Source organism: Arthrobacter sp. SLBN-122 (assembly GCF_006715165.1).
GTDB lineage: Bacteria > Actinomycetota > Actinomycetes > Actinomycetales > Micrococcaceae > Arthrobacter.
In genome coordinates this window covers 4,372,586-4,392,009 of sequence record NZ_VFMS01000001.1, presented here as the reverse complement: position 1 = coordinate 4,392,009, position 19,424 = coordinate 4,372,586, and the positions used below count along the sequence as shown (strand labels likewise).

General features: G+C 60.8%; 14 protein-coding genes. All 14 read left to right on the top strand.

All coding sequences use genetic code 11. The annotated features are described in order from the left end of the window. The first annotated feature begins 50 nt into the window (after window positions 1–50). The 14 genes from FBY36_RS20145 to FBY36_RS20080 all read left to right on the top strand — a co-directional run bounded on the left by FBY36_RS20145 (window position 51) and on the right by FBY36_RS20080 (window position 19,424). Window positions 51–1,448 carry an NAD(P)/FAD-dependent oxidoreductase gene (locus FBY36_RS20145; protein WP_142122308.1) on the top strand — a complete coding sequence of 466 codons (1,398 nt, stop codon included), beginning with the start codon at window positions 51–53 and terminating at the stop codon, window positions 1,446–1,448. Then, complete coding sequence (locus FBY36_RS20140) at window positions 1,445–2,176, top strand: DUF1365 domain-containing protein (RefSeq protein ID WP_142122306.1); 732 nt, start codon at window positions 1,445–1,447, stop codon at window positions 2,174–2,176. Before FBY36_RS20145 ends, FBY36_RS20140 begins: the two co-directional genes overlap by 4 nt. Then, entirely contained in the window at window positions 2,173–3,549 is a 1,377-nt protein-coding gene (locus tag FBY36_RS20135; RefSeq protein WP_200830541.1) for a class I SAM-dependent methyltransferase, read from the top strand. The genes FBY36_RS20140 and FBY36_RS20135 overlap by 4 nt, the downstream gene beginning before the upstream one ends. Before the next feature lie 32 nt (window positions 3,550–3,581). Further along, the gene (locus FBY36_RS20130) at window positions 3,582–4,103 is read left to right on the top strand and encodes a TspO/MBR family protein (protein WP_142122304.1); all 522 of its coding nucleotides are present in this window, start codon (window positions 3,582–3,584) and stop codon (window positions 4,101–4,103) included. 368 nt (window positions 4,104–4,471) lie between these two features. Next, window positions 4,472–4,717 (top strand): glutaredoxin-like protein NrdH, encoded by a 246-nt coding sequence (gene nrdH, locus FBY36_RS20125; RefSeq protein WP_013601222.1) that lies wholly within the window; start codon window positions 4,472–4,474, stop codon window positions 4,715–4,717. Window positions 4,718–4,844: 127 nt separating this feature from the next. Then, window positions 4,845–5,315, top strand: a complete 471-nt coding sequence (gene nrdI, locus FBY36_RS20120) for a class Ib ribonucleoside-diphosphate reductase assembly flavoprotein NrdI (protein ID WP_142122734.1) — start codon at window positions 4,845–4,847, stop codon at window positions 5,313–5,315. 20 nt (window positions 5,316–5,335) lie between these two features. Then, a complete protein-coding gene (gene nrdE, locus FBY36_RS20115; RefSeq protein WP_142122733.1) occupies window positions 5,336–7,456 on the top strand; it encodes a class 1b ribonucleoside-diphosphate reductase subunit alpha in 2,121 nt (706 codons plus the stop codon). A gap of 98 nt (window positions 7,457–7,554) precedes the next feature. Next, entirely contained in the window at window positions 7,555–8,529 is a 975-nt protein-coding gene (nrdF, locus tag FBY36_RS20110; RefSeq protein ID WP_142122302.1) for a class 1b ribonucleoside-diphosphate reductase subunit beta, read from the top strand. Window positions 8,530–9,513: 984 nt separating this feature from the next. Then, window positions 9,514–13,158: a YobI family P-loop NTPase gene (locus tag FBY36_RS20100; protein ID WP_142122301.1), complete on the top strand. Its 3,645-nt coding sequence runs from the start codon at window positions 9,514–9,516 to the stop codon at window positions 13,156–13,158. Window positions 13,159–14,320: 1,162 nt separating this feature from the next. Next, complete coding sequence (locus tag FBY36_RS20095; protein ID WP_142122299.1) at window positions 14,321–15,316, top strand: hypothetical protein; 996 nt, start codon at window positions 14,321–14,323, stop codon at window positions 15,314–15,316. 722 nt (window positions 15,317–16,038) lie between these two features. Continuing rightward, window positions 16,039–16,365, top strand: coding sequence for a histone-like nucleoid-structuring protein Lsr2 (locus FBY36_RS20090; protein ID WP_142122297.1), 327 nt, complete (start codon window positions 16,039–16,041; stop codon window positions 16,363–16,365). A 123-nt stretch (window positions 16,366–16,488) separates the two neighbouring features. Then, complete coding sequence (locus tag FBY36_RS20085; RefSeq protein ID WP_142122295.1) at window positions 16,489–17,421, top strand: endonuclease NucS domain-containing protein; 933 nt, start codon at window positions 16,489–16,491, stop codon at window positions 17,419–17,421. 293 nt (window positions 17,422–17,714) lie between these two features. Continuing rightward, the gene (locus tag FBY36_RS20635; protein ID WP_160141922.1) at window positions 17,715–18,095 is read left to right on the top strand and encodes a hypothetical protein; all 381 of its coding nucleotides are present in this window, start codon (window positions 17,715–17,717) and stop codon (window positions 18,093–18,095) included. A 405-nt stretch (window positions 18,096–18,500) separates the two neighbouring features. Continuing rightward, a complete protein-coding gene (locus FBY36_RS20080) occupies window positions 18,501–19,424 on the top strand; it encodes an ABC transporter ATP-binding protein (protein ID WP_142122293.1) in 924 nt (307 codons plus the stop codon).

Here is a 19,424-nt window from a genome sequence, read left to right as displayed (position 1 = left end):
ACCGTCTGTATACCCAGCCCAGCGGCAAATGTTCAGCAGAGGAGCATGAATTGTCACTTGACCCAGCAGGAAGTCCAGGCGGCCGGCGCCGCATCGCCGTGATCGGCAGTGGCGTGGCCGGATTGACGGCGGCCTACGTCTTGAACCGGCAGGACGACGTCACCCTGTTTGAGGCGGATTCGAGACTGGGCGGCCATGCCCACACCCACGACATGCCCCAGCCCGATGGCAGCACCATGGGGGTGGACACCGGGTTCATCGTGCACAACGAACGGACCTATCCCACGCTGCTGCGGTTGTTCGCCGAGCTTGGCGTCGAAACCCAGGACTCGGAGATGAGCATGTCCATCCGCTGCGACGGCTGCGGGCTGGAATACGCGGGGGCGCGGGACGGCGCCCGCGGCATCATCGCCAGGCCCTCCAGCCTGTTGCGCGGACGCTATCTGCTGATGCTGCTGGAGGTCACCCGCTTTTACCGGAAGGCGCGGGAACTGCTCATGACCGCGCCGCCGTCGGCTGTCAGCGACGAAGCGGAGACGCCGGAACTGACGCTTGGCGCATTCCTGGAACGGGAGAAGTTCAGCCCCTACTTCATCTCCCACTTCATGACCCCCGTGGTCAGCGCAGTCTGGTCCTGCGATTCCACCACCGCCCTGGCCTATCCCGCGCGGTACCTCTTCACGTTCCTGGGTCACCACGGCATGCTGGGCATTAAGGACTCGCCGCGGTGGCGCACCGTCACCGGCGGCTCAGCCCGGTACGTCGAAAAGCTCGCTGCGACGCTGGCCGACGTCCGGCTCAACACACCCGTCACCGCCATCCGGCGCCTGCCGGACGGCGTGGAGCTCGCAACGGACAGCGGGCTGGAAGACTTTGACGCCGTCGTCATTGCCACCCATCCTGCGCAGGCGCTCGGGTTCCTGGCCGACGCAACCCCCGAGGAGAAGGAGGCGCTGGGCGGGATGCCGTACTCGGTTAACCACACGGTGTTCCACCGGGACCCTGCAGTCCTGCCGGCCGCGGACAACGCCAAGGCGTCCTGGAACTACCGGCTCCCAACCTGCGACGCCCGCCCGGACAAGGTCCTGGTGAGCTACGACCTGACCCGGCTGCAGCGGCTGAGCCCCGCGGACGGCAAGCCCTACCTGGTGAGCCTGGGGGAGTCGGAGCTGATTGGCGACACTGCAGTGCTGGAGCGCATGGTCTACGAACACCCGCAGTACACGCCGGAATCTCTACAGGCCCAGCAGGCCATCACGGAGCTGAGCAACAGCAGGATCGCCTATGCAGGGGCATACCTTGGCTGGGGATTCCACGAGGACGGCGCCCTTTCCGGCCTGCGCGCCGCCGAGAAACTTGGCCGCAGCTGGCCTGTGGTCCGCGCGGAGGACTCCGCGGAGTCCTTCGGCGAGGGGGAGCGGGAACTGCTCGCCCCGGAACCCGCATGACCATGGACGCCTCGATCTACCGCACATCCATATCCCATGTGCGGCGCAGTCCCTTAAAGAATGCGTTCACCTACCGGAGCTACAGCTGGTTTGTGGACGTGGACCAGCTTCCGCGCCTGCCGTTCCTGCTCCGGCCGCTGGCGGTGTTCCGCGCCGCGGACCACCTGGGAGATCCCGACGCCGGCATCCGGGCCAACGTGGAGCGGTACCTGCGGACGCAACGAATGGAGCCCGACGGCGGTCCCATCCACATGCTCACCAGTGCCAGGGTCTTTGGCTACGTCTTCAACCCGCTCACCCTGTTCTGGTGCTACCGCTCCAGCGGGGAACTGCAGTGCGTGGTGGCCGAGGTCCACAATACCTACGGTGAGCGGCACTGCTACCTGCTGCGGACCGATCCCTCCGCGCGCGCCTCGGTGCCGAAGGCGTTCTACGTTTCACCCTTCAACGACGTCGACGGCGAGTACCGGATGAAGCTCCCGGCGCCGGGGGACCGGCTGGCCGTTTCCATCATCCTGGAGCGGGAGGGGCACCGGCCCTTCGTCGCCACCATGGACGGCCGGCGCCGGGCTGCCACCAGCCGCAACATCCTGGCAGCGGCTTTCGCGGCGCCTGCCGCGCCGCTGCTGGTATCCGCCCTGATCCGGGTACAGGGCATTAAACTCTGGGCAAGACGCCTGCCCGTCGTCGCCAGACCACACCACACCTCACAGGAGGCAGTTCAATGACCATGACGGACGATAACGGCACCACCGCAGGCCGTCTGGAAGAGAAGGCCGGCGGCGATCCGACCCGACGCGTGCCCGAAGCCTGGACCGCAACCGGGGTACCGGCGGCGCCGGCCACCATCGATCCTGACCTGTGGCCCGGTGTGGCCCAGCCGCCGTCGGGCCTGAAGGCCGAGCTCGCCGGAAAGGCTGCTGGGCTGCTGTTCAAGGGCGCGGTCAAGCGGCTGCCGCTGCGCGTTGAATACCCGGACGGCTCCGTCCTGGGAACCGGCGGACCGGACGCCCCTAGGATGACCATGCTGCGCCCCGACGCCTTCGAGGCGCGGATCGGCGACAACGGCCTGATCGGCCTGGGCGAATCCTTCATGGCCGGCGACTGGGAAGCTTCGGACCTCGCCGCGCTGCTGGAAGTCTTCGCCGCCTCCGTGGACACGCTGATCCCCATGCCGCTGCAGAAACTGCGCTCGCTGTACCTGCCCCGGACCCCCCGCCAGGAACGCAACGCCGAACAAAACACTCGCAGCAACATCTCCCGGCACTACGACCTGTCCAACGATCTGTTTCTGAACTTCCTGGATGCCACCATGAGCTACTCCTCGGCACTGTTCCCGGACAGGGCGGGGCAGCTCTCCACCGTGTCCTGGGACTTCCTGGCCGAGGCCCAGCAGGCCAAGATCGACCGGTTGCTGGACAAGGCCGGGGTCGGTGAGGGGACGCGGCTGCTGGAGATCGGCACCGGCTGGGGCGAACTTGCGCTCCGTGCCGCTGTGCGAGGCGCCACCGTCTACAGCGTCACGCTGTCCAGCGAACAGCAGGCGCTGGCGCAGGAACGCATCGAGGATGCCGGATACGCGGACCGGGTAACGGTGGCCCTGCAGGACTACCGCGCCGTGGAAGGCGAGTACGACGCCGTGGTGTCGGTGGAAATGATCGAGGCCGTGGGCTATGAGTACTGGCCCATCTACTTCCAGACCATCGACCGGGCCCTGGCACCCGGCGGCAAGGTTGCCATCCAGGCCATCACCATGCCGCACGGGCGCATGCTGGCCACCCGCAACGCCTACACCTGGGTGCACAAGTACATCTTCCCCGGCGGATTCCTGCCGTCCGTCCGCGCCATCGAGGGCGTGACCCAGCAGCACACCACCCTGCGGGTGCGGGAGCGCATGGGAATGGGCGACCACTATGCCGCCACCCTGCGGCTCTGGGAGGAAAGGTTCCTGTCCCGGTCACGGGAAGTAGGGGAGCTCGGCTTCGACGCCGTCTTCCAGCGGATGTGGCTGTTCTACCTCTGCTACTCACGCGCCGGCTTCCAGTCCGGCTACCTGGACGTGCAGCAGATCGTGCTGGACCGCCGGGAGGCGCAGCTCTAGCATTCGGGAGGAGCAAGAGGGAGGATTCGGGCATGAAACTGAAGACACTGGCATGGACGACGGCGGCGACGGTGGCCACTGCCGCGGCCGGCGGAGTTGCCACGGATCCGCAGAGCAGCTGGTACCTGGGGCTGCGCAAGCCGGAGTGGCAGCCGCCCGCCATCGCCTTCCCGGTGGTGTGGACAGCCTTGTATGCGGACCTTGCGGTGACGTCCGCGGTGGCGCTGGACCGGGCTGCTGAACTGGATAGGGCTGACGACAGTCCCGGCCCCGTCAGGAAGGACCACCGCCGGGAGGTGCGTGCCTACCAAGGTGCACTGACCGCAAACCTTGTCCTCAATGCATCGTGGAGCTGGCTCTTCTGGCGCTCCCGCAGGCCCTGGCTGGCAGCAGCCGAGGCCGCTCTCCTCGCAGCCAGCAGTGCCGACCTGGTACGCCGGACGTACCGGCTGAACCGAACGGCGGGCGTCTCGCTGGCCCCCTATGCAGCGTGGTGCGGCTTCGCCACTGCCTTGTCCACGGCAATCGCCAGGCTTAACCGGGCCAAACGGTAAGCCGGCTCCGGGCGGCCGGCAAAGCCTCCGCGCAGCGTGCGGAACCTGAGGGTCCCTGACCACTACATGTAGTGGTCGGGGACCCTTTCCTGATGCCGGGAAACGGAGTGCGACACGCCGCTGCCTGGCGACACGCTGATCTTTAAATGTGGCTAAGTACTCCACAGGGTGTGGACCCAGACCGCAAAAAACCCGCGATCACGGGCATTTTTACGGCTCCTGCCTGTGGATTAAAGGTGCATTAAATGACATACTTGTAATACATCATCTTGGGGTTCCAAAGAGGCGTCTGCACTACATGTAGTATCTACATACAGCTGGACGGGGACACCGAACCAGCAAAGATTTCAACTAAGGGGACAGGGACAATGACCGTAACGGTTTACACGAAGCCTGCTTGTGTTCAGTGCAACGCCACCTACCGCGCGCTCGACAAGAAGGGCATCACCTACCAGAGCGTTGACATCTCCCAGGACGCCGAGGCACTCGAGCGCCTGAAGGCACTGGGCTACATGCAGGCGCCCGTTGTTGTCACCGACCAGGACCACTGGTCAGGCTTCCGCCCCGACAAGATCGAGGAACTGGCACTTTCCGCCGTTTCCTCCGTGGCCTAGGAGTTCTGCTTTTCCTGCCGGCAACCATCAACCAGCTGAGGTGACTCACGTGGCAGCACCAGCAGCACAGCATGACCACGAGGCCTTACCAATTCACCAGGTTGTTCCGATCCACGCGGCTCAGCGCGTGGAGGTGTCCCCGCCGGCCGGACCCCGGAATGAGGCTGCACCGGTTTCCACCGGCAGCCAGCTCATCTACTTTTCCTCCTCATCCGAGAACACCAGCCGCTTCGTCGCGAAGCTTGGCCGCGAGGTGGCCCGGATCCCGCTCTATCCGAAGGACGCACCCCTCCTCGCCACCCGGCCGTTCGTGCTGGTGGTGCCCACATATGGTGGCACCGGGGGAGAGGGTTCGGTTCCCAAGCAGGTCATCCGGTTCCTCAACAACCCGCAGAACAGGAAACTGCTCCGCGGCGTGATTGGTGCCGGCAACACAAACTTCGGGGACAACTACTGCATGGCCGCGGACATCATCGCCGCCAAATGCCAGGTACCCCACCTCTATCGATTCGAACTTATGGGAACGCCGGAAGACGTTACCCGGGTCAACCAAGGATTGGACACGTTTTGGACACGACTGTCGCAGACACAGAAGTAACCAGGTCCCAGAAGCCTGAGATGCCCGCCGCCTACAAGGGGCTGGGTTACCACGAGCTGAACGCCATGCTGAACCTCTATGGTCCCAACGGCGAAATCCAGTTCGGCGCCGACCGCGAGGCCGCCCACCAGTACTTCCTGCAGCACGTGAACAACAACACCGTGTTCTTCCATGACCTGGAAGAGAAGCTCGAATACCTGGTCAAGAATGACTACTACGAGCGCGAGACGCTGGACCAGTACACGATGAACTTCATCCGTGACCTGTTCAACCGCGCCTACAAGAAGAAGTTCCGCTTCGAGACCTTCCTGGGCGCCTTCAAGTTCTACACCTCGTACACCCTGAAGACGTTCGACGGCAAGCGCTTCCTGGAGCGCTACGAGGACCGCGTCTGCATGGTTGCCCTGCATCTGGCCCGCGGCAACGAGCAGCTTGCCCTGCAGATGGTGGACGAGATCATCGAGGGCCGCTTTCAGCCGGCCACCCCCACGTTCCTGAACGCGGGCAAGAAGCAGCGCGGCGAGCTGGTCTCCTGCTTCCTGCTCCGTATCGAGGACAACATGGAGTCGATCGGCCGCTCCATCAACTCCGCCCTGCAGCTGTCCAAGCGCGGCGGCGGCGTGGCCTTCGCGCTGACCAACATCCGAGAAGTGGGCGCGCCCATCAAGCAGATCGAGAACCAGTCCTCCGGCGTCATCCCCGTGATGAAGCTCCTCGAAGACAGCTTCTCCTACGCCAACCAGCTCGGTGCCCGCCAGGGTGCCGGCGCGGTGTACCTGCACGCGCACCACCCGGACATCTACCGGTTCCTGGACACCAAGCGGGAGAACGCGGACGAGAAGATCCGCATCAAGACCCTCTCCCTGGGCGTTGTCATCCCGGACATCACCTTCGAGCTGGCCAAGAAGGACGAGGACATGTACCTGTTCTCGCCCTATGACGTCGAACGCGTCTACGGCATGCCCTTCTCCGACGTCTCGGTCACCGAGAAGTACTACGAGATGGTGGACGATTCCCGGATCAAGAAGACCAAGATCAAGGCCCGCGAGTTCTTCCAGACCCTCGCCGAGATCCAGTTCGAATCCGGTTACCCGTACATCATGTTCGAGGACACCGTGAACCGGGCCAACCCGATCGACGGCAAGATCATCATGTCCAACCTGTGCTCCGAAATCCTCCAGGTCTCGCAGCCCACCACGTACAACGATGACCTCTCCTACGCCGACACCGGCAAGGACATCTCCTGCAACCTGGGTTCGCTGAACATTGCCAAGACCATGGACTCGCCGGACTTCGGCCTGACCATCGAGACGGCCATCCGCTCGCTCTCGGCTGTCTCGGACATGTCCAACATCACCTCGGTGCCGTCCATCGCCAAGGGTAACGACCAGAGCCATGCCATCGGCCTGGGCCAGATGAACCTGCATGGCTACCTGGCGCGTGAGCGCGTCCACTACGGCTCCGAAGAGGGCCTGGACTTCACCAACATCTACTTCTACTCGGTGGTGTACCACGCGGTCCGTGCCTCCAACATGCTGGCCATCGAGACCGGCCAAACGTTCGGCGGCTTTGAGAAGTCCAAGTACGCGTCGGGCGAGTTCTTCGACAAGTACACGGAGCAGGAGTGGGTGCCGCAGACCGAGAAGGTCCGCGAGCTGTTCAAGAACGTCCACATCCCCACGCAGGCTGACTGGCTGGCGCTGAAGGCTTCCGTCATGGAGCACGGCATCTACAACCAGAACCTGCAGGCCGTGCCGCCCACCGGCTCGATCTCCTACATCAACAACTCCACCTCCTCGATCCATCCGGTGGCGTCCAAGATCGAGATCCGCAAGGAAGGCAAGTTGGGCCGCGTGTACTACCCGGCGCCCTACCTGACCAACGACAACCTGGAGTACTACCAGGACGCGTACGAGATCGGCTACGAGAAGGTCATCGACACCTACGCCGCCGCCACCCAGCACGTGGACCAGGGCCTCTCCCTGACGCTGTTCTTCAAGGACACCGCCACCACGCGTGACATCAACAAGGCCCAGATCTACGCCTGGAAGAAGGGCATCAAGACCATCTACTACATCCGTCTCCGCCAGCTCGCGCTGGAAGGGACCGAGGTTGAGGGCTGCGTCAGCTGCATGCTCTAGTTGGTTCTTCAACTAACTAGTGAAGTACGACGGCGGGTGCCCGCCCGCCGTCGTACGCTTTAACTTAGAGAAAAACCACCCAACGCATAGGGGATGACATGACCGAGAAGGTCAAGCTGCTGAGCCACGTCGAGGCCATCAACTGGAACCGTATCCAGGACGACAAGGACGTGGACGTCTGGAACCGCCTGGTCAACAACTTCTGGCTGCCGGAGAAGGTGCCGCTGTCCAACGACGTCCAGTCATGGAACACGCTGACGCCCGCTGAGCAGCAGCTCACCATGCGCGTTTTCACCGGGCTGACCCTGCTGGACACTGTGCAGGCAACGGTTGGCGCTGTCAGCCTCATCCCTGATGCCCTGACTCCTCACGAGGAAGCCGTGTACACGAACATCGCGTTCATGGAGTCCGTGCACGCCAAGAGCTACTCCTCGATCTTCTCCACGCTGGCCTCCACCAAGGAGATCGACGAGGCCTTCCGCTGGTCCACCGAGAACGAGAACCTTCAGAAGAAGGCCCAGATCGTCATGGACTACTACCAGGGTGACGATCCCCTGAAGCGGAAGGTTGCTTCCACGCTGCTGGAGAGCTTCCTGTTCTACTCGGGCTTCTACCTGCCCATGTATTGGTCCTCCAGGGCCAAGCTGACGAACACGGCTGACCTGATCCGCCTGATCATCCGCGACGAGGCCGTGCACGGCTACTACATCGGCTACAAGTTCCAGCGTGGTCTGGAGGCTGTTTCCGCGGAGCGCCGCCAGGAGATCAAGGACTACACCTTCGAGCTGCTCTTCGAGCTGTACGAGAACGAGGTCCAGTACACGCACGACCTGTACGACGGCGTAGGCCTGGCTGAGGACGTCAAGAAGTTCCTGCACTACAACGCCAATAAGGCGCTGATGAACCTGGGCTACGAGGCGATGTTCCCGGCGTCCGTCACCGACGTGAACCCGGCCATCCTGTCGGCCCTGTCCCCGAACGCCGACGAGAACCACGACTTCTTCTCCGGATCCGGTTCCTCGTACGTAATCGGCAAGGCAGTCAACACGGAGGATGAGGACTGGGACTTCTAGGCCCGGCCCGGCTGTGAGACGCAGACCTAAGTGGAAGAACCGCGCCTAGATGGAAGAAGCTGCCAGGCTAGTTGGAAGTCTTCCAAGTGTTGCTGTAGATGGTGTGAGGTTCCACGGTACTTGGCCATTTTCCAAGTTAGGTGTCCATACTTCACAGTACTTGGCCAGCTGTTCATACAGTTGGCCAAGTAGGTGTGAGACTCCGACGTAACTGGGCCCGGATGCGGAAACGCCAGACAACCTGTGAGATTCCACGTTATGTGACCCTCCTTCCGATCTAGTTGACCCTATTCCGCGCTACTTGAACGAAAAGATCGAGCAACTCCGGGGAGCAGTAGCCTCCGAAGCCCTCAGTAAACCCGCAGCTGAAGATGGGTGTTGAATGGGACAAATCTGCGATCGACCTTATCGTCGATGAGAGTGCAGGCTATCCCTACTTCTTGCAGCAGTTCGGGCAGGACACCTAGAACGCCGCCATTGGAGAGTCCATTACGTATGACGGTGCACGGGTGGGTGCTGCAAACGGCCGGGCGGCATTGGACACTGGCTTCTTCCGGGCCCGCTGGGGCCGTGCAACCAGGGCCGAGCAAAACTACCTCCGAGCTATGGCAGAAGACGGCGACAAAGGGAGCTCTTCGGGAGAAGTAGCATCGCGGCTAGGACGAGGACCTGCCAGCTTCGGACCGATCCGGGCAAACCTGATCGCCAAGGGGCTCGTCTATGCGCCAGAACATGGCGTCATTGCCTTTACCGTTCCCGGAATGGCCGCCTTCATCAAGCGCCAACCAAAGTGAGCGAGCGAGCCAGAAGCAATCCCCTCCGGCTCATGCTTGGGGGCTGCTACGCGACTCCGTGTCCCCGTTCTGAGGCGTCGGACCAGGCGCAGGAAAGCAGAGAAAGTTCATGTTTCTTCACAGTCTAGTAAGACTTTCGCAGCGGTATCGATTACGCATCGGCGCGGGAAAGATGGAGCCAGAGGGTGTTATGAACGCTGAAGTTCCTGAGTTGCACCCTCTGGCTCCGGAATACAACGAACGGCAGCACGGTGCATACGTCTCGGTTCTTCGCCATGCCATTGAAAAGCAACCCACTGTGCGAAACATCGCCCTCTCTGGAACGTATGGCACCGGAAAGAGCAGCATTCTAGGAGAGTTCAGCCGCCAACTCGGCAATCGAGTTCTGGAGGTGTCTCTGCTGACACTTGGCATAGAGCCGGATAACCCGCCGCAGACCGGCATCGACACCAATCCCGCTGCAAATACCACCACAAACCGTATTCAGAAAGAAATCGTCAAGCAGCTTCTGTATCAACAGCGCCCAGCAGCTGCACCGGAGTCTCGCTTTCGACGCATTACGCGGTTCCGGTGGTGGCGCGAGATGGCATGGGCCCTTCTGGCGGGTCTCCTCGGTCTTGTTGCTTTGATTGCCGTTGGCCTCGATATTTCAGCCCTACCTGATGTTGGTCGGGCCGTGGAACCGCTCCCAGGCTGGCTGCGGACCCTAGGAATATATATGGCCATTCCGCTGCTTGTTGCAATAGCCGTGCTCGTCGCGAGGTTGTTCATTCACGGCAGGTTAGGCGTTGAGAAGGTAAGCGCTGGCCCAGCGACGATTACGTTGCCGCCACGCTCCTCGAGCTACTTTGACGAGTATCTCGACGAGATCATCTACTTCTTCGAAACTAATAAAGCGTGCGACATCCTGATTATCGAAGATCTTGACCGGTTCAACGACCCCAGAATTTTCGAGGCCCTCCGTGCCCTCAACAGCCTGCTGAACTCGGCGAAGCAGTTGGGCGGAAGGAACATACGCTTTATCTACGCCGTCAAGGACAGCGTCTTTGAAAGTCTTGGCCGCGAAGCCCGTGATGTCACGGACGAAGCGCGCGCAGAACTGAAGAGAGCTAACCGAACAAAATTCTTCGAGCTCGTCGTCCCGGTCGTCCCCTTCATCACCCACAAGAACGCCCGAGATCTCATGCATGACCTCCTGACAACTCGGGGTCACAGCATCTCAAAAGACGTGATCGATCTTGCCGCCCGCCACGTCGCAGACATGCGGCTCATTCACAATATCGTCAATGAATACGAAGTCTTCGAACACCGGCTCCTCAAAGTTGAGAACCCCGTGCCAGAGCTTGACGAGGATCGATTGTTCGCCATGATCCTCTTCAAGAACGCCCACATGGCTGATTTCGAAGCCATACGGCTCGGCACATCTTCCCTCGACAAGCTGTATGACTCGTGGCGTGCGCTCGTGACCCATAACCTGCAGAGCATTCGAAACAACAATGAGAAGCTGCGCGTTCGTGTCCAAACCCAACAAGGAGCAGAGGAAAGGGCGTCGTTCTTAGCAACACGACTACAGGACGTCATCGACAGTCTGGCCAAAGCCAGGGGTTCCAGTCTGGTAAACGGGACAATTACGGTCGATAACCAGACTCTCGACAAGGCGGGTGCTTCGAAGCCTGCATTCTGGAAGAAGCTCGCGGCCGGCGAATCCACACTCTCGCTCACCGTTAGGGATTACTACAATCACGCCGCCCAGATGATCCTTTCCTCCGACGCGGTGAAGACGCTCATCGGTCAGGACATTGACGTAGAACCCTTCTCCGCCTCAGCTGTCGCTAGTGATCAGAGAACAATTGAACAGGGACAGCTGAATGCTGGGTTCCTCCGCCGTCACACATGGAAGCAGCTCATCGAACGGCCCGAGTTCAGACACTCGGCATTCGAAGGGGACGCCTCGCTTAGTTTCCGTGGCATAGCCGAAGTCCTGATGCCCTCGCGACTCGCAGTTGACCTTGTGATCGGAGGTTACATCACCCCGTACTTCACCCTCCACGTTTCCTCGTTCTACGGGCAGCTGATCCGGCCCGATGCCATGACCTACATCCTGCGATGCGTAGACCGCGGAGTGGCAGACGCCGACTACCCTCTGGACAGTGAAGACGTCGAAGCGATCATCCGGGACCAAGGCCCATCGGTCCTTAATGAGCGGAGCATGTTCAACATCTCGGTACTCGACCATCTACTTGTCCAGCGCCCAGGGGACGCAGCCACCTTGGCTAAAAACTTGGCCTCTGGAGGTGAGACTGAGAGCAAGTTCATCGACCACTATCTGAGCGCAGGGACGTACAAAGCAGCGTTCGCTGGGCAATTGGCCCCCTTCCTGCTCACGATCTTCACCCTCCTTGCTGCACACCCCGCCCTCGATGCAGCTGAAAAGGCGACAACGATTGACGCCGCTGCCGGAGCGCGTCGGGCCAACACCCAGTACGACAACTCCCAGCAACTACAGACGTTCGTGGAATCCGCTTACATGCAGTTCCCGGCCCTCGTCGACGGCGTAAGCACTACAACTCCCAAAGAGTTGGTGGCCTTCGTAGTTGCAGTCGGTGCTCAGCTGGGCAGTGTAAGTGCCCTTTCTGACGCCGCCTGCGCAGAACTGGCCGAGACAACCGCTTACAAAGTGTCAGCGGAAAATCTGGAACGCATTAGCAAGACGAACAACATCGCCTTGGACCGGCTCAGGAAACTTGGCAAGACCATTTACCTCCATGCCTTAGCGAACATTGACGACTACAAGTCTGCCCATGCCGACTCGCCTACGACTACCTACGTCGTGGAGGACCCGGAAAGCTTCGTAGCCATACTGAACGAACACGTGGAATGGCGGGAAGCCGACTACGCCTTCATCGTCTCCAAAGCACACCCGGATTGTCGAGTCGTTGACCTTGAGGATGTGCCGAACGGAGCTTGGCCCGCGCTCGTCGGAGGCCGACGGACCACGATGACATATCGGAACGTCGCGGCCTATGTTCAGTGGCAAGGGGACGTCGACGCCCATCTCGCCAAGTCCCTGGAAGCTGTATCAGAGATTTTGGAGACCGACGGTGCCGAACTTCAGGAAAGAACAGAGCTGGCGCTCTCTATATTGAACGCGTCAAAAGCTCTGCCGAATCCTGACCACCGCCTCGAATTGGCAAGATCATTGGAAACTGATGAGCTGCCGACTGCATCCATTGAGCCCGACCCCGGCAACTTCATTGGAAACCTGATCGAAGCAGGTCTCATCGCTGACGATGCAGAGGCATTTCAGCACAGGCTGATGACGGATTGGCCTACCCTGGAACACGCGATAAGTAAGTCGAGCCAGTACCCCGAATTACTGTCACCAGAGACTTTGGCCCCCGAACATATAGCTCCGCTCTTGCTCAGCGAGAACATCGGCGAAGACCTTCGGCGGTTAGTTGTTAATGGGCTGCGAACCTTTCCAAAGGTGCCGAGGGACGCCTACGAAGCCGTCGCTCAGGAGGCCCTTCACGGACGTCTTAGATTAAATGCATCAGGAATCGAACTCGTGCTCACCGGCGGCGTACGCGCATCCATCGTGGTAAGACTGCTGGCAGATGCAATCGACCGACTCACGGTCGATCAACTGCAGGAATCACTCCGCAAGCTGGGCGATCCTTACTCCCGTATTGCCGATAGGGGCCACTCCGTGACCCGGCTCTCCGATACGCCGGAGCACCGAAAAATCCTGCAAGCCCTTCATGGCGGTGGAATCGTTTCTAAGTTCCCCGTAGGTGCAGACTCCAGGATCAAGGTGACCCTGAGGCGACCATAGGATGGGCAGGGGATTTGCCCGTCACAATCTGGATAGCTGTGTGCCGTGCAGCTGCGGACCCTGTGGGTCTCGGTATGAAGCAGTGGGAGGTCACTCAAATTCCAACCCAACAATTCCCTTGACCCTTTTGCGCGGACCTCCCTTCGAGCATGAGCCCAAGGTATGCGAGTCCCTGGACTTAGGCTCAGGAACTCAACCTTCTTGCCACATCTAACTGGCCGCACCTGACGCCGAATCCAGACTATCCATCCGCGCCCACTCGGTTCGGCAGACGGGCCGCCCGCATTAACAGGGAAGCGCCCTAGTCGAGTTCAAGTTCCTTGCGGTCCTGCTGGTGGTCCCGCTCGTGTGTTTCGTAATCACGGTTGCTGTGTCCAGAACGGCAGAAATTTAACAATTATGGGACAACATTTTCCTGACCTTAACAATTGTTAAGATGCAGTTGTACCGGCTCTTATGTTCTGGGTGTTGGGCAGCGTCTTAGCTTATGGCTGGCAGCCCGTGATGCTACTCCCGTGGATCACCGTTGGTGCAGCGGCAGCATCGGCCGCTGGGGGTTCGCAAGGACGCCCTCTGCACTAATTCTGCAGCTCTCCCACCTGAGCGTCCTGCAAGCTGATCCCCTAGCGGTCGTTGTAAATCATGTCCACGACACTGCACGACCCACAGCGTGATGATGTGCCCAGCACCCAGTGCCAATTCGTAACATCAGACGCTAACGATGAGTTCGGAGCTTGATGGCAGGTTACGAACAAGCTGTGCCAGCGTATTCCTCATCGACCAGCAAATTTTCGAATCGCGGGTGCAGCTCTGTCTTCATTTTGGAGAAGTGTGGCACCATTCGATTGTGAGCATATTGACAGCCAGGCGGCGGGGTGGTGTAGCTGTCGGAGAAACGCTGAATCTACTTCTTACGCAATCCCAAAACTGGGTTCATAGACGCGTTGATGCTTTGCGCTTGGACGTAGACGGGACTACCAGGCGATTCGTGTCCGTGGATCTAACCCTCCCAAAAGACCGCGTTATACCTGGCTCAAAAGGCCACGTGTTGATCCCTCTAGGAGTTCTTGAGAAGGGGCCCAAGCAACGCCTAAACACTTCGCACGAAGGAAAACCTGTCCCTGTTTTAGGCCGTCAGGAACATGCCAAACTAGTTGCTGAGATGCTCGAGGAAAAACTTCCGCCCACGTTAAAGGCCGTCTGGTCTAGGTCCTCTCGTAGAGAACTCTTTCTCGCCATTGCGTCGTGCCAAACAGACTCTATTGATGAGACGGGGGACAGGTATGAGGTGTGGCGGGACGATGCTCTGGGGAATAAGGTCCTCGATGAAGCAGCCCGGCAGCAGATAGAAGATTTTGACGCCCTTGTAGGGCAGATGCTGACCAACTTTGTTTTTTTAGTCGAGGTCAAGGAAGAACTCGTTGGTCAGCGGCTGATTCTCAAATACGCTCTAGATCAAGCTGCACCCAATAGCCGCGGTTCTGGGACGAAGCGGCTCGTTATTTTGCAGCCTGTCCCCGACCTAGGGTTCGCTGCGAGTCACCACATGGAAGTCGAAGTCCCGGCCGGGCTCGTTGTGGATTCTCTCACCCTGGCAGAGATTGGTGAGGCGGAGGACGGAAGTGGTGACCAATTTGCAGAGTCATTTCCTGAGGGACGCGTCGGTCACGTCAACATCGAGCCGTCGACTCCGCAGGCGGTTGGGGTCCTGAGAGCAGAGATCTCTGTCGCGAGGCAAGGACTTTTCTTCTTCACTCAATGGACGCTGATCAGCGTTGTTGCCCTCGTGGTTTTCGCAAGCTTGGTCCGGCTCTTTGATCAGTTTTTCTTGAAGATGGAGCCTGACACGATTCCCTCCCCAGCTGCCTCCATCCTGCTGGTTGGGCCAGCATTGCTGATTTCATGGATGAGTCGTCTGCCTGAGCATCGCCTTGTAGCCCGAATGGTGGGCCCGCTACGAGGGATGCTCATCCTGAGCGCTCTCGCCTTGACCATTGTTGCCGGTCTTGCCGCAGTCCGGCTCCAGCCAACGGTGTGGGAGGGCGCATGGTGGGTCGTTGTGGCTCTAGTTGCCGCAGTAAGCGTATGGTTCATGTATTTCCGCTTTGATTGGCGAATCAGAGGGCATCAACCGGAACTCGTCGTAGAATATACCTAGCCCAGGAGGTTGAAATTGGTTCATCCAAGGATCAAACGGTCCAAGCGAAGCAACGACATAACAACCAGAGGCCAACTGCTGCGAGGCGTCGATTACGTGGTCATCTCAGGTGGCGGTTCTTTGGTGAAGAGTTTTGGGCTCAAGGACCCGAGGGAGTCTGACGCGTCGCAAACCCCTGCTGAGCCAAGTCGCACTGAGGGTCGTATGCGCGAGAAGGTTCTGGCTGGCAAACGTTCGTCCGCCGAAGGGTGACAATATCTCTTTCGTGTAGCTGCGCCCTCTCTGTCTGATTGTGACGTGGTCCAGCAAGTCAACGGCTGCCCGGTACCGGAACTCAGCCGCCGGGGCGTGAAGCTGGCCGCGGGGAGCACAAAGACGGCGCCTCAGCCGGCTCCTTCTTTTCCTCGCCGATACTTCGCTGATCGGCACAGCCGATCCGTATCTGGTCTAGGAGGACGGCCCGCGCTCTCTCCCGGCAGCAGGATGAGCAGCGATGACCACAAGTGCAGCCTAGACAAGCTGGAGCGGGCGCTTGAGGTGCGGGACGGCAAGCTGAAGCTCTGGAGCTGAAGGCCCCGCTACCGAGCCGTGCCGTCAACGGCTTCGCGCTCATGGAGTACCGCATCGGCGCTGCCGACCGGGTGGGCTCTTCTGGTCGATCCCATGTGTCCGCTCCAGCGTCGCTCCAGCTGGTAAGGCTGCTGGCTGGTTAGGATCATCGGATGGCTACACGCACAGTGATTGAACTCATTGATGACCTCGACGGATCAGCGGCGACTGAAATTATCCACTTTGGGTTAGACGGCACTGACTACGTAATCGACCTTGCAGGACCAAACGCTGACGAGCTACGCGGACTGTTGGCCCACTTCGTGGACGCGGGCCGCAAGACGGGCGCCACGAAGCATGCCCCTTCTGTCCGTCTCCTCCCGCCGGCGGCCAACACAAAGGCCGTCAGTGCTTGGGCAGCAGAGAACGGCATCGAGGTGAACGCACGCGGACGCATCAAGGGTGACGTCGTACAGCGCTACCAGACCAGGTTGAGCTGAGCGCCTTATCGGCAGCCTTGATCGTGCAAGGACTCGTTTGGCCTGAAACTTGCACTACCCGGCGTCTGACCCTGATACCTTCAACAGCGTCCCCATAGACGGGACAGGAGACGCAGGAGAGCAATGACAGCAGCATGGGTGGTCCGGCAGGGCCGCGGCGGACAGTTTGCCGACGAGATGATCCGTAACGGGTACATCGGCGTGGACTTCATCGGGGACTATGACATCCGGCCGCACCTGGGCGGGGGAGCGGAGGTATTCCGCGGAGCCATGAATGACATCTACCAGGAGATGTACCCGGAGAAGACCCGGGTATCGGTCGGCTTGGCCATGGGCAACCTGTGGGCCGCCTCCGAGGGCATCGCTGTCGGCGACCTGGTCCTGGCACCCAAGCCGGACCGGACCTACCAGTACGGGACGGTGGCCGGCGGGTACGAATACCACCCCGGCACCGACCTTCCGCACCGGCGGCCCGTGGACTGGAAAGGCTCGATCAACCGGGACGACATGAGCCCGACCTTGGCCTCCACGGCCGCGGTCCCGATGACAGTGTTCCAGCTCGAGGCCCACGCCGCCGAGCTGGCCACCCTCACACAGCTTGCCGAACCTGGGCAGCCGGTAGTGCAGGCGATCGCGTCCGAGGTGCAGGAGCAGCTGGCCTTTCAGATGGAAAAGCAGCTCGAAGACTTCCTGGTGCACAATTGGGCCAACACCTCCCTGGGCCGCGAGTACGACATTTACGAAGAGGACGGGCAGCCCGTCGGCCGGCAGTACCCCTCCGACACCGGCCCCATGGACATCCTGGCCATCAGCAAGGACCGGACCCGGCTCCTCGTCGTGGAGTTGAAGAGGGGAAGGGCCAGCGATGCCGTTGTCGGCCAGATCCAGCGCTACATGGGCTTCGTCCACACCGAGCTGCTCGAACCCGGCCAGAGCGTGGAAGGCGTCATCATCGCCCAGGAAGACGACCTGCGGATCCAGCGGGCCCTGTCGATGACCAGCAACATCCGGTTCATGAAGTACCGCGTGGAATTCCACCTAGACGAAGCGGAGTGATGGCCCCGGTTTGACGGTCCGGCAAGAAGCGGCCTGGGCCGAGCGCATTCCACTTCAGGTTACCGGTCCAGATAGCTGCACGTCCTGCGGGTCCAGTTCTGGCAGGGGACGTATCGGAGTCCGTCACTCAGAATCGTAGATATTCTCGGAGGCGGAAGCGATCCACGCGCGGGTACCCATGGCCGCCCTCACGGCGCAAAAACGAGTACAGACAAGTGTGGCGCGGGCCCACCGCGGAGTGCGAGCGTTGATGGATCACAGGCAATGCCGCACGGCCCGAATAGGGGGACGTTATGAAGCTCGTATGGTTCTCACGCAATGATGGCAGTCTTTTCGCGAACTGCAGTGCGGGAAGGTATTGCATCCATTTCGACGATGAGCAGGGTGTCAATGTCCTCGCCCGCGGTGAACGGCATATCTTCCAAACCGTAAGCCTGGAAGAAGCCAAGAGCTGGGCCGAAGAGTTTGTGGACGCGCTGCTGGACGTCAAACGGCGACTACGGCAGCTGCCGCGGCTGAAGGCGGGGACACAGCAAAAACCTACCCGGACCCGCCGCCCCAACGACGAAGCACTGGCCGATGAGTACCTAAACTACGATCCCGACACCGAAGCAATGCTGGAAGGGTACAGCCGCCGAATCAACGAAGTCAGAGTCGAAGAGACGACGGACTGACTCCCGGAGTCAAACGGCACAGCCTTCGATCGCCAGCGCAATAGCCCCACGGCTGGTCCTTCACCGGGGAGGTCGATTTCCGTTGGATGCAACTCGGGACGGACCGGCAGATGGTGACCGCGTAGCGGAACGTGTTCCCGCTCCAGGCGACTTCTGCTGAGATTTCCACGACTGAGGTTTCCACCAGCGTCAGCATCACTGGGCCTTTGTTCTTACTGGATCTGTTCAAAAGCCGTGGGCCTGGTGGTTGAGACCGGTCTGGGCAGGGACGCGAGGATGCGCATCGCGTCCATTTGTATGTGGAAGCGCGCGGACCGGTTGTTGGCCCCGGGTGTACCGCGTTTGGCAGGCCCCCTACGCATGCGTTCCGGCGACGGACCCACTTGCCGGAGATAGGCTGAGGCCATGACGTTGGGGGACGCGGCTGAGCCGCTTGTACACATTCAGGATTTCCGGATGGTCTTCGGGGACACCACAGTCATCCGGGATCTGTCCTTCGATGTCCGGGCGGGGGAGACGTTCGGGTTCCTGGGCAGCAACGGGTCGGGGAAGACCACGACGCTGCGGGCCCTGCTGGGCATTTACCGGCCCACCGCCGGGACCCTGCACATCGGCGGGAAAACCTTCGAACCCCGCGACGGCGCACGCCTTGGATACCTCCCCGAGGAACGCGGCCTGTACAAGAAGGAAGCCGTCCTGGACGTGATGGTCTACTTCGGCCGGCTCAAGGGCCTGTCCAAGGCCGCGGCCAAGAGTTGGTCGGAGTCCTATTTGGAGCGGGTCGGCATCCCGGAGAAGGCCAAGACCCGGCTGGACAAGCTCTCCGGCGGCCAGCAGCAGAAAGTCCAGTTCGGCGTGACCATCATGAACAACCCGGAGCTGCTGATCCTGGACGAGCCGACGAAGGGCTTTGACCCGGTGAACCGGCGGCTGCTGATGGACATCATCGACGAGCACCGGCGGGGCGGGGCGACCGTCATCATGGTCACCCACCAGATGGAGGAAGTCGAGCGGCTCTGTGACCGGGTGATCCTGCTCAAGGACGGTGTCGCCCGCGCCTACGGCACGGTTGAGGAGGTCCAGGAGGAGTTTGGCGGCACTGTCTACCGGGTCACCTATGACGGTGTCCTGCCGGCCTCGCACCTGTTCGACGTCGTCTCCGATGATGATGGCCGGGCCGAGCTGGCCCCGCGGCAGGGGGCGTCCGAGGAGAAAGTCCTGCGCGAGCTCGTGCAGGCCGGGGCCGCGATCCGGTCCTTCACCCCGGCACGAATCTCACTGGATGAAATATTCATCAAGGTCTACGGCGAACACCAGGCAGAGGACTAG

Coding starts and splice junctions, on each gene's coding strand:
- FBY36_RS20140 (WP_142122306.1), top strand. CDS start 1,445: ATGACCATGGACGCCTCGATCTACCGCACATCCATATCCCATGTGCGG.
- FBY36_RS20135 (WP_200830541.1), top strand. CDS start 2,173: ATGACCATGACGGACGATAACGGCACCACCGCAGGCCGTCTGGAAGAG.
- FBY36_RS20130 (WP_142122304.1), top strand. CDS start 3,582: ATGAAACTGAAGACACTGGCATGGACGACGGCGGCGACGGTGGCCACT.
- nrdH (WP_013601222.1), top strand. CDS start 4,472: ATGACCGTAACGGTTTACACGAAGCCTGCTTGTGTTCAGTGCAACGCC.
- nrdE (WP_142122733.1), top strand. CDS start 5,336: ATGCCCGCCGCCTACAAGGGGCTGGGTTACCACGAGCTGAACGCCATG.
- nrdF (WP_142122302.1), top strand. CDS start 7,555: ATGACCGAGAAGGTCAAGCTGCTGAGCCACGTCGAGGCCATCAACTGG.
- FBY36_RS20100 (WP_142122301.1), top strand. CDS start 9,514: ATGAACGCTGAAGTTCCTGAGTTGCACCCTCTGGCTCCGGAATACAAC.
- FBY36_RS20095 (WP_142122299.1), top strand. CDS start 14,321: ATGCTCGAGGAAAAACTTCCGCCCACGTTAAAGGCCGTCTGGTCTAGG.
- FBY36_RS20090 (WP_142122297.1), top strand. CDS start 16,039: ATGGCTACACGCACAGTGATTGAACTCATTGATGACCTCGACGGATCA.
- FBY36_RS20085 (WP_142122295.1), top strand. CDS start 16,489: ATGACAGCAGCATGGGTGGTCCGGCAGGGCCGCGGCGGACAGTTTGCC.
- FBY36_RS20635 (WP_160141922.1), top strand. CDS start 17,715: ATGAAGCTCGTATGGTTCTCACGCAATGATGGCAGTCTTTTCGCGAAC.
- FBY36_RS20080 (WP_142122293.1), top strand. CDS start 18,501: ATGACGTTGGGGGACGCGGCTGAGCCGCTTGTACACATTCAGGATTTC.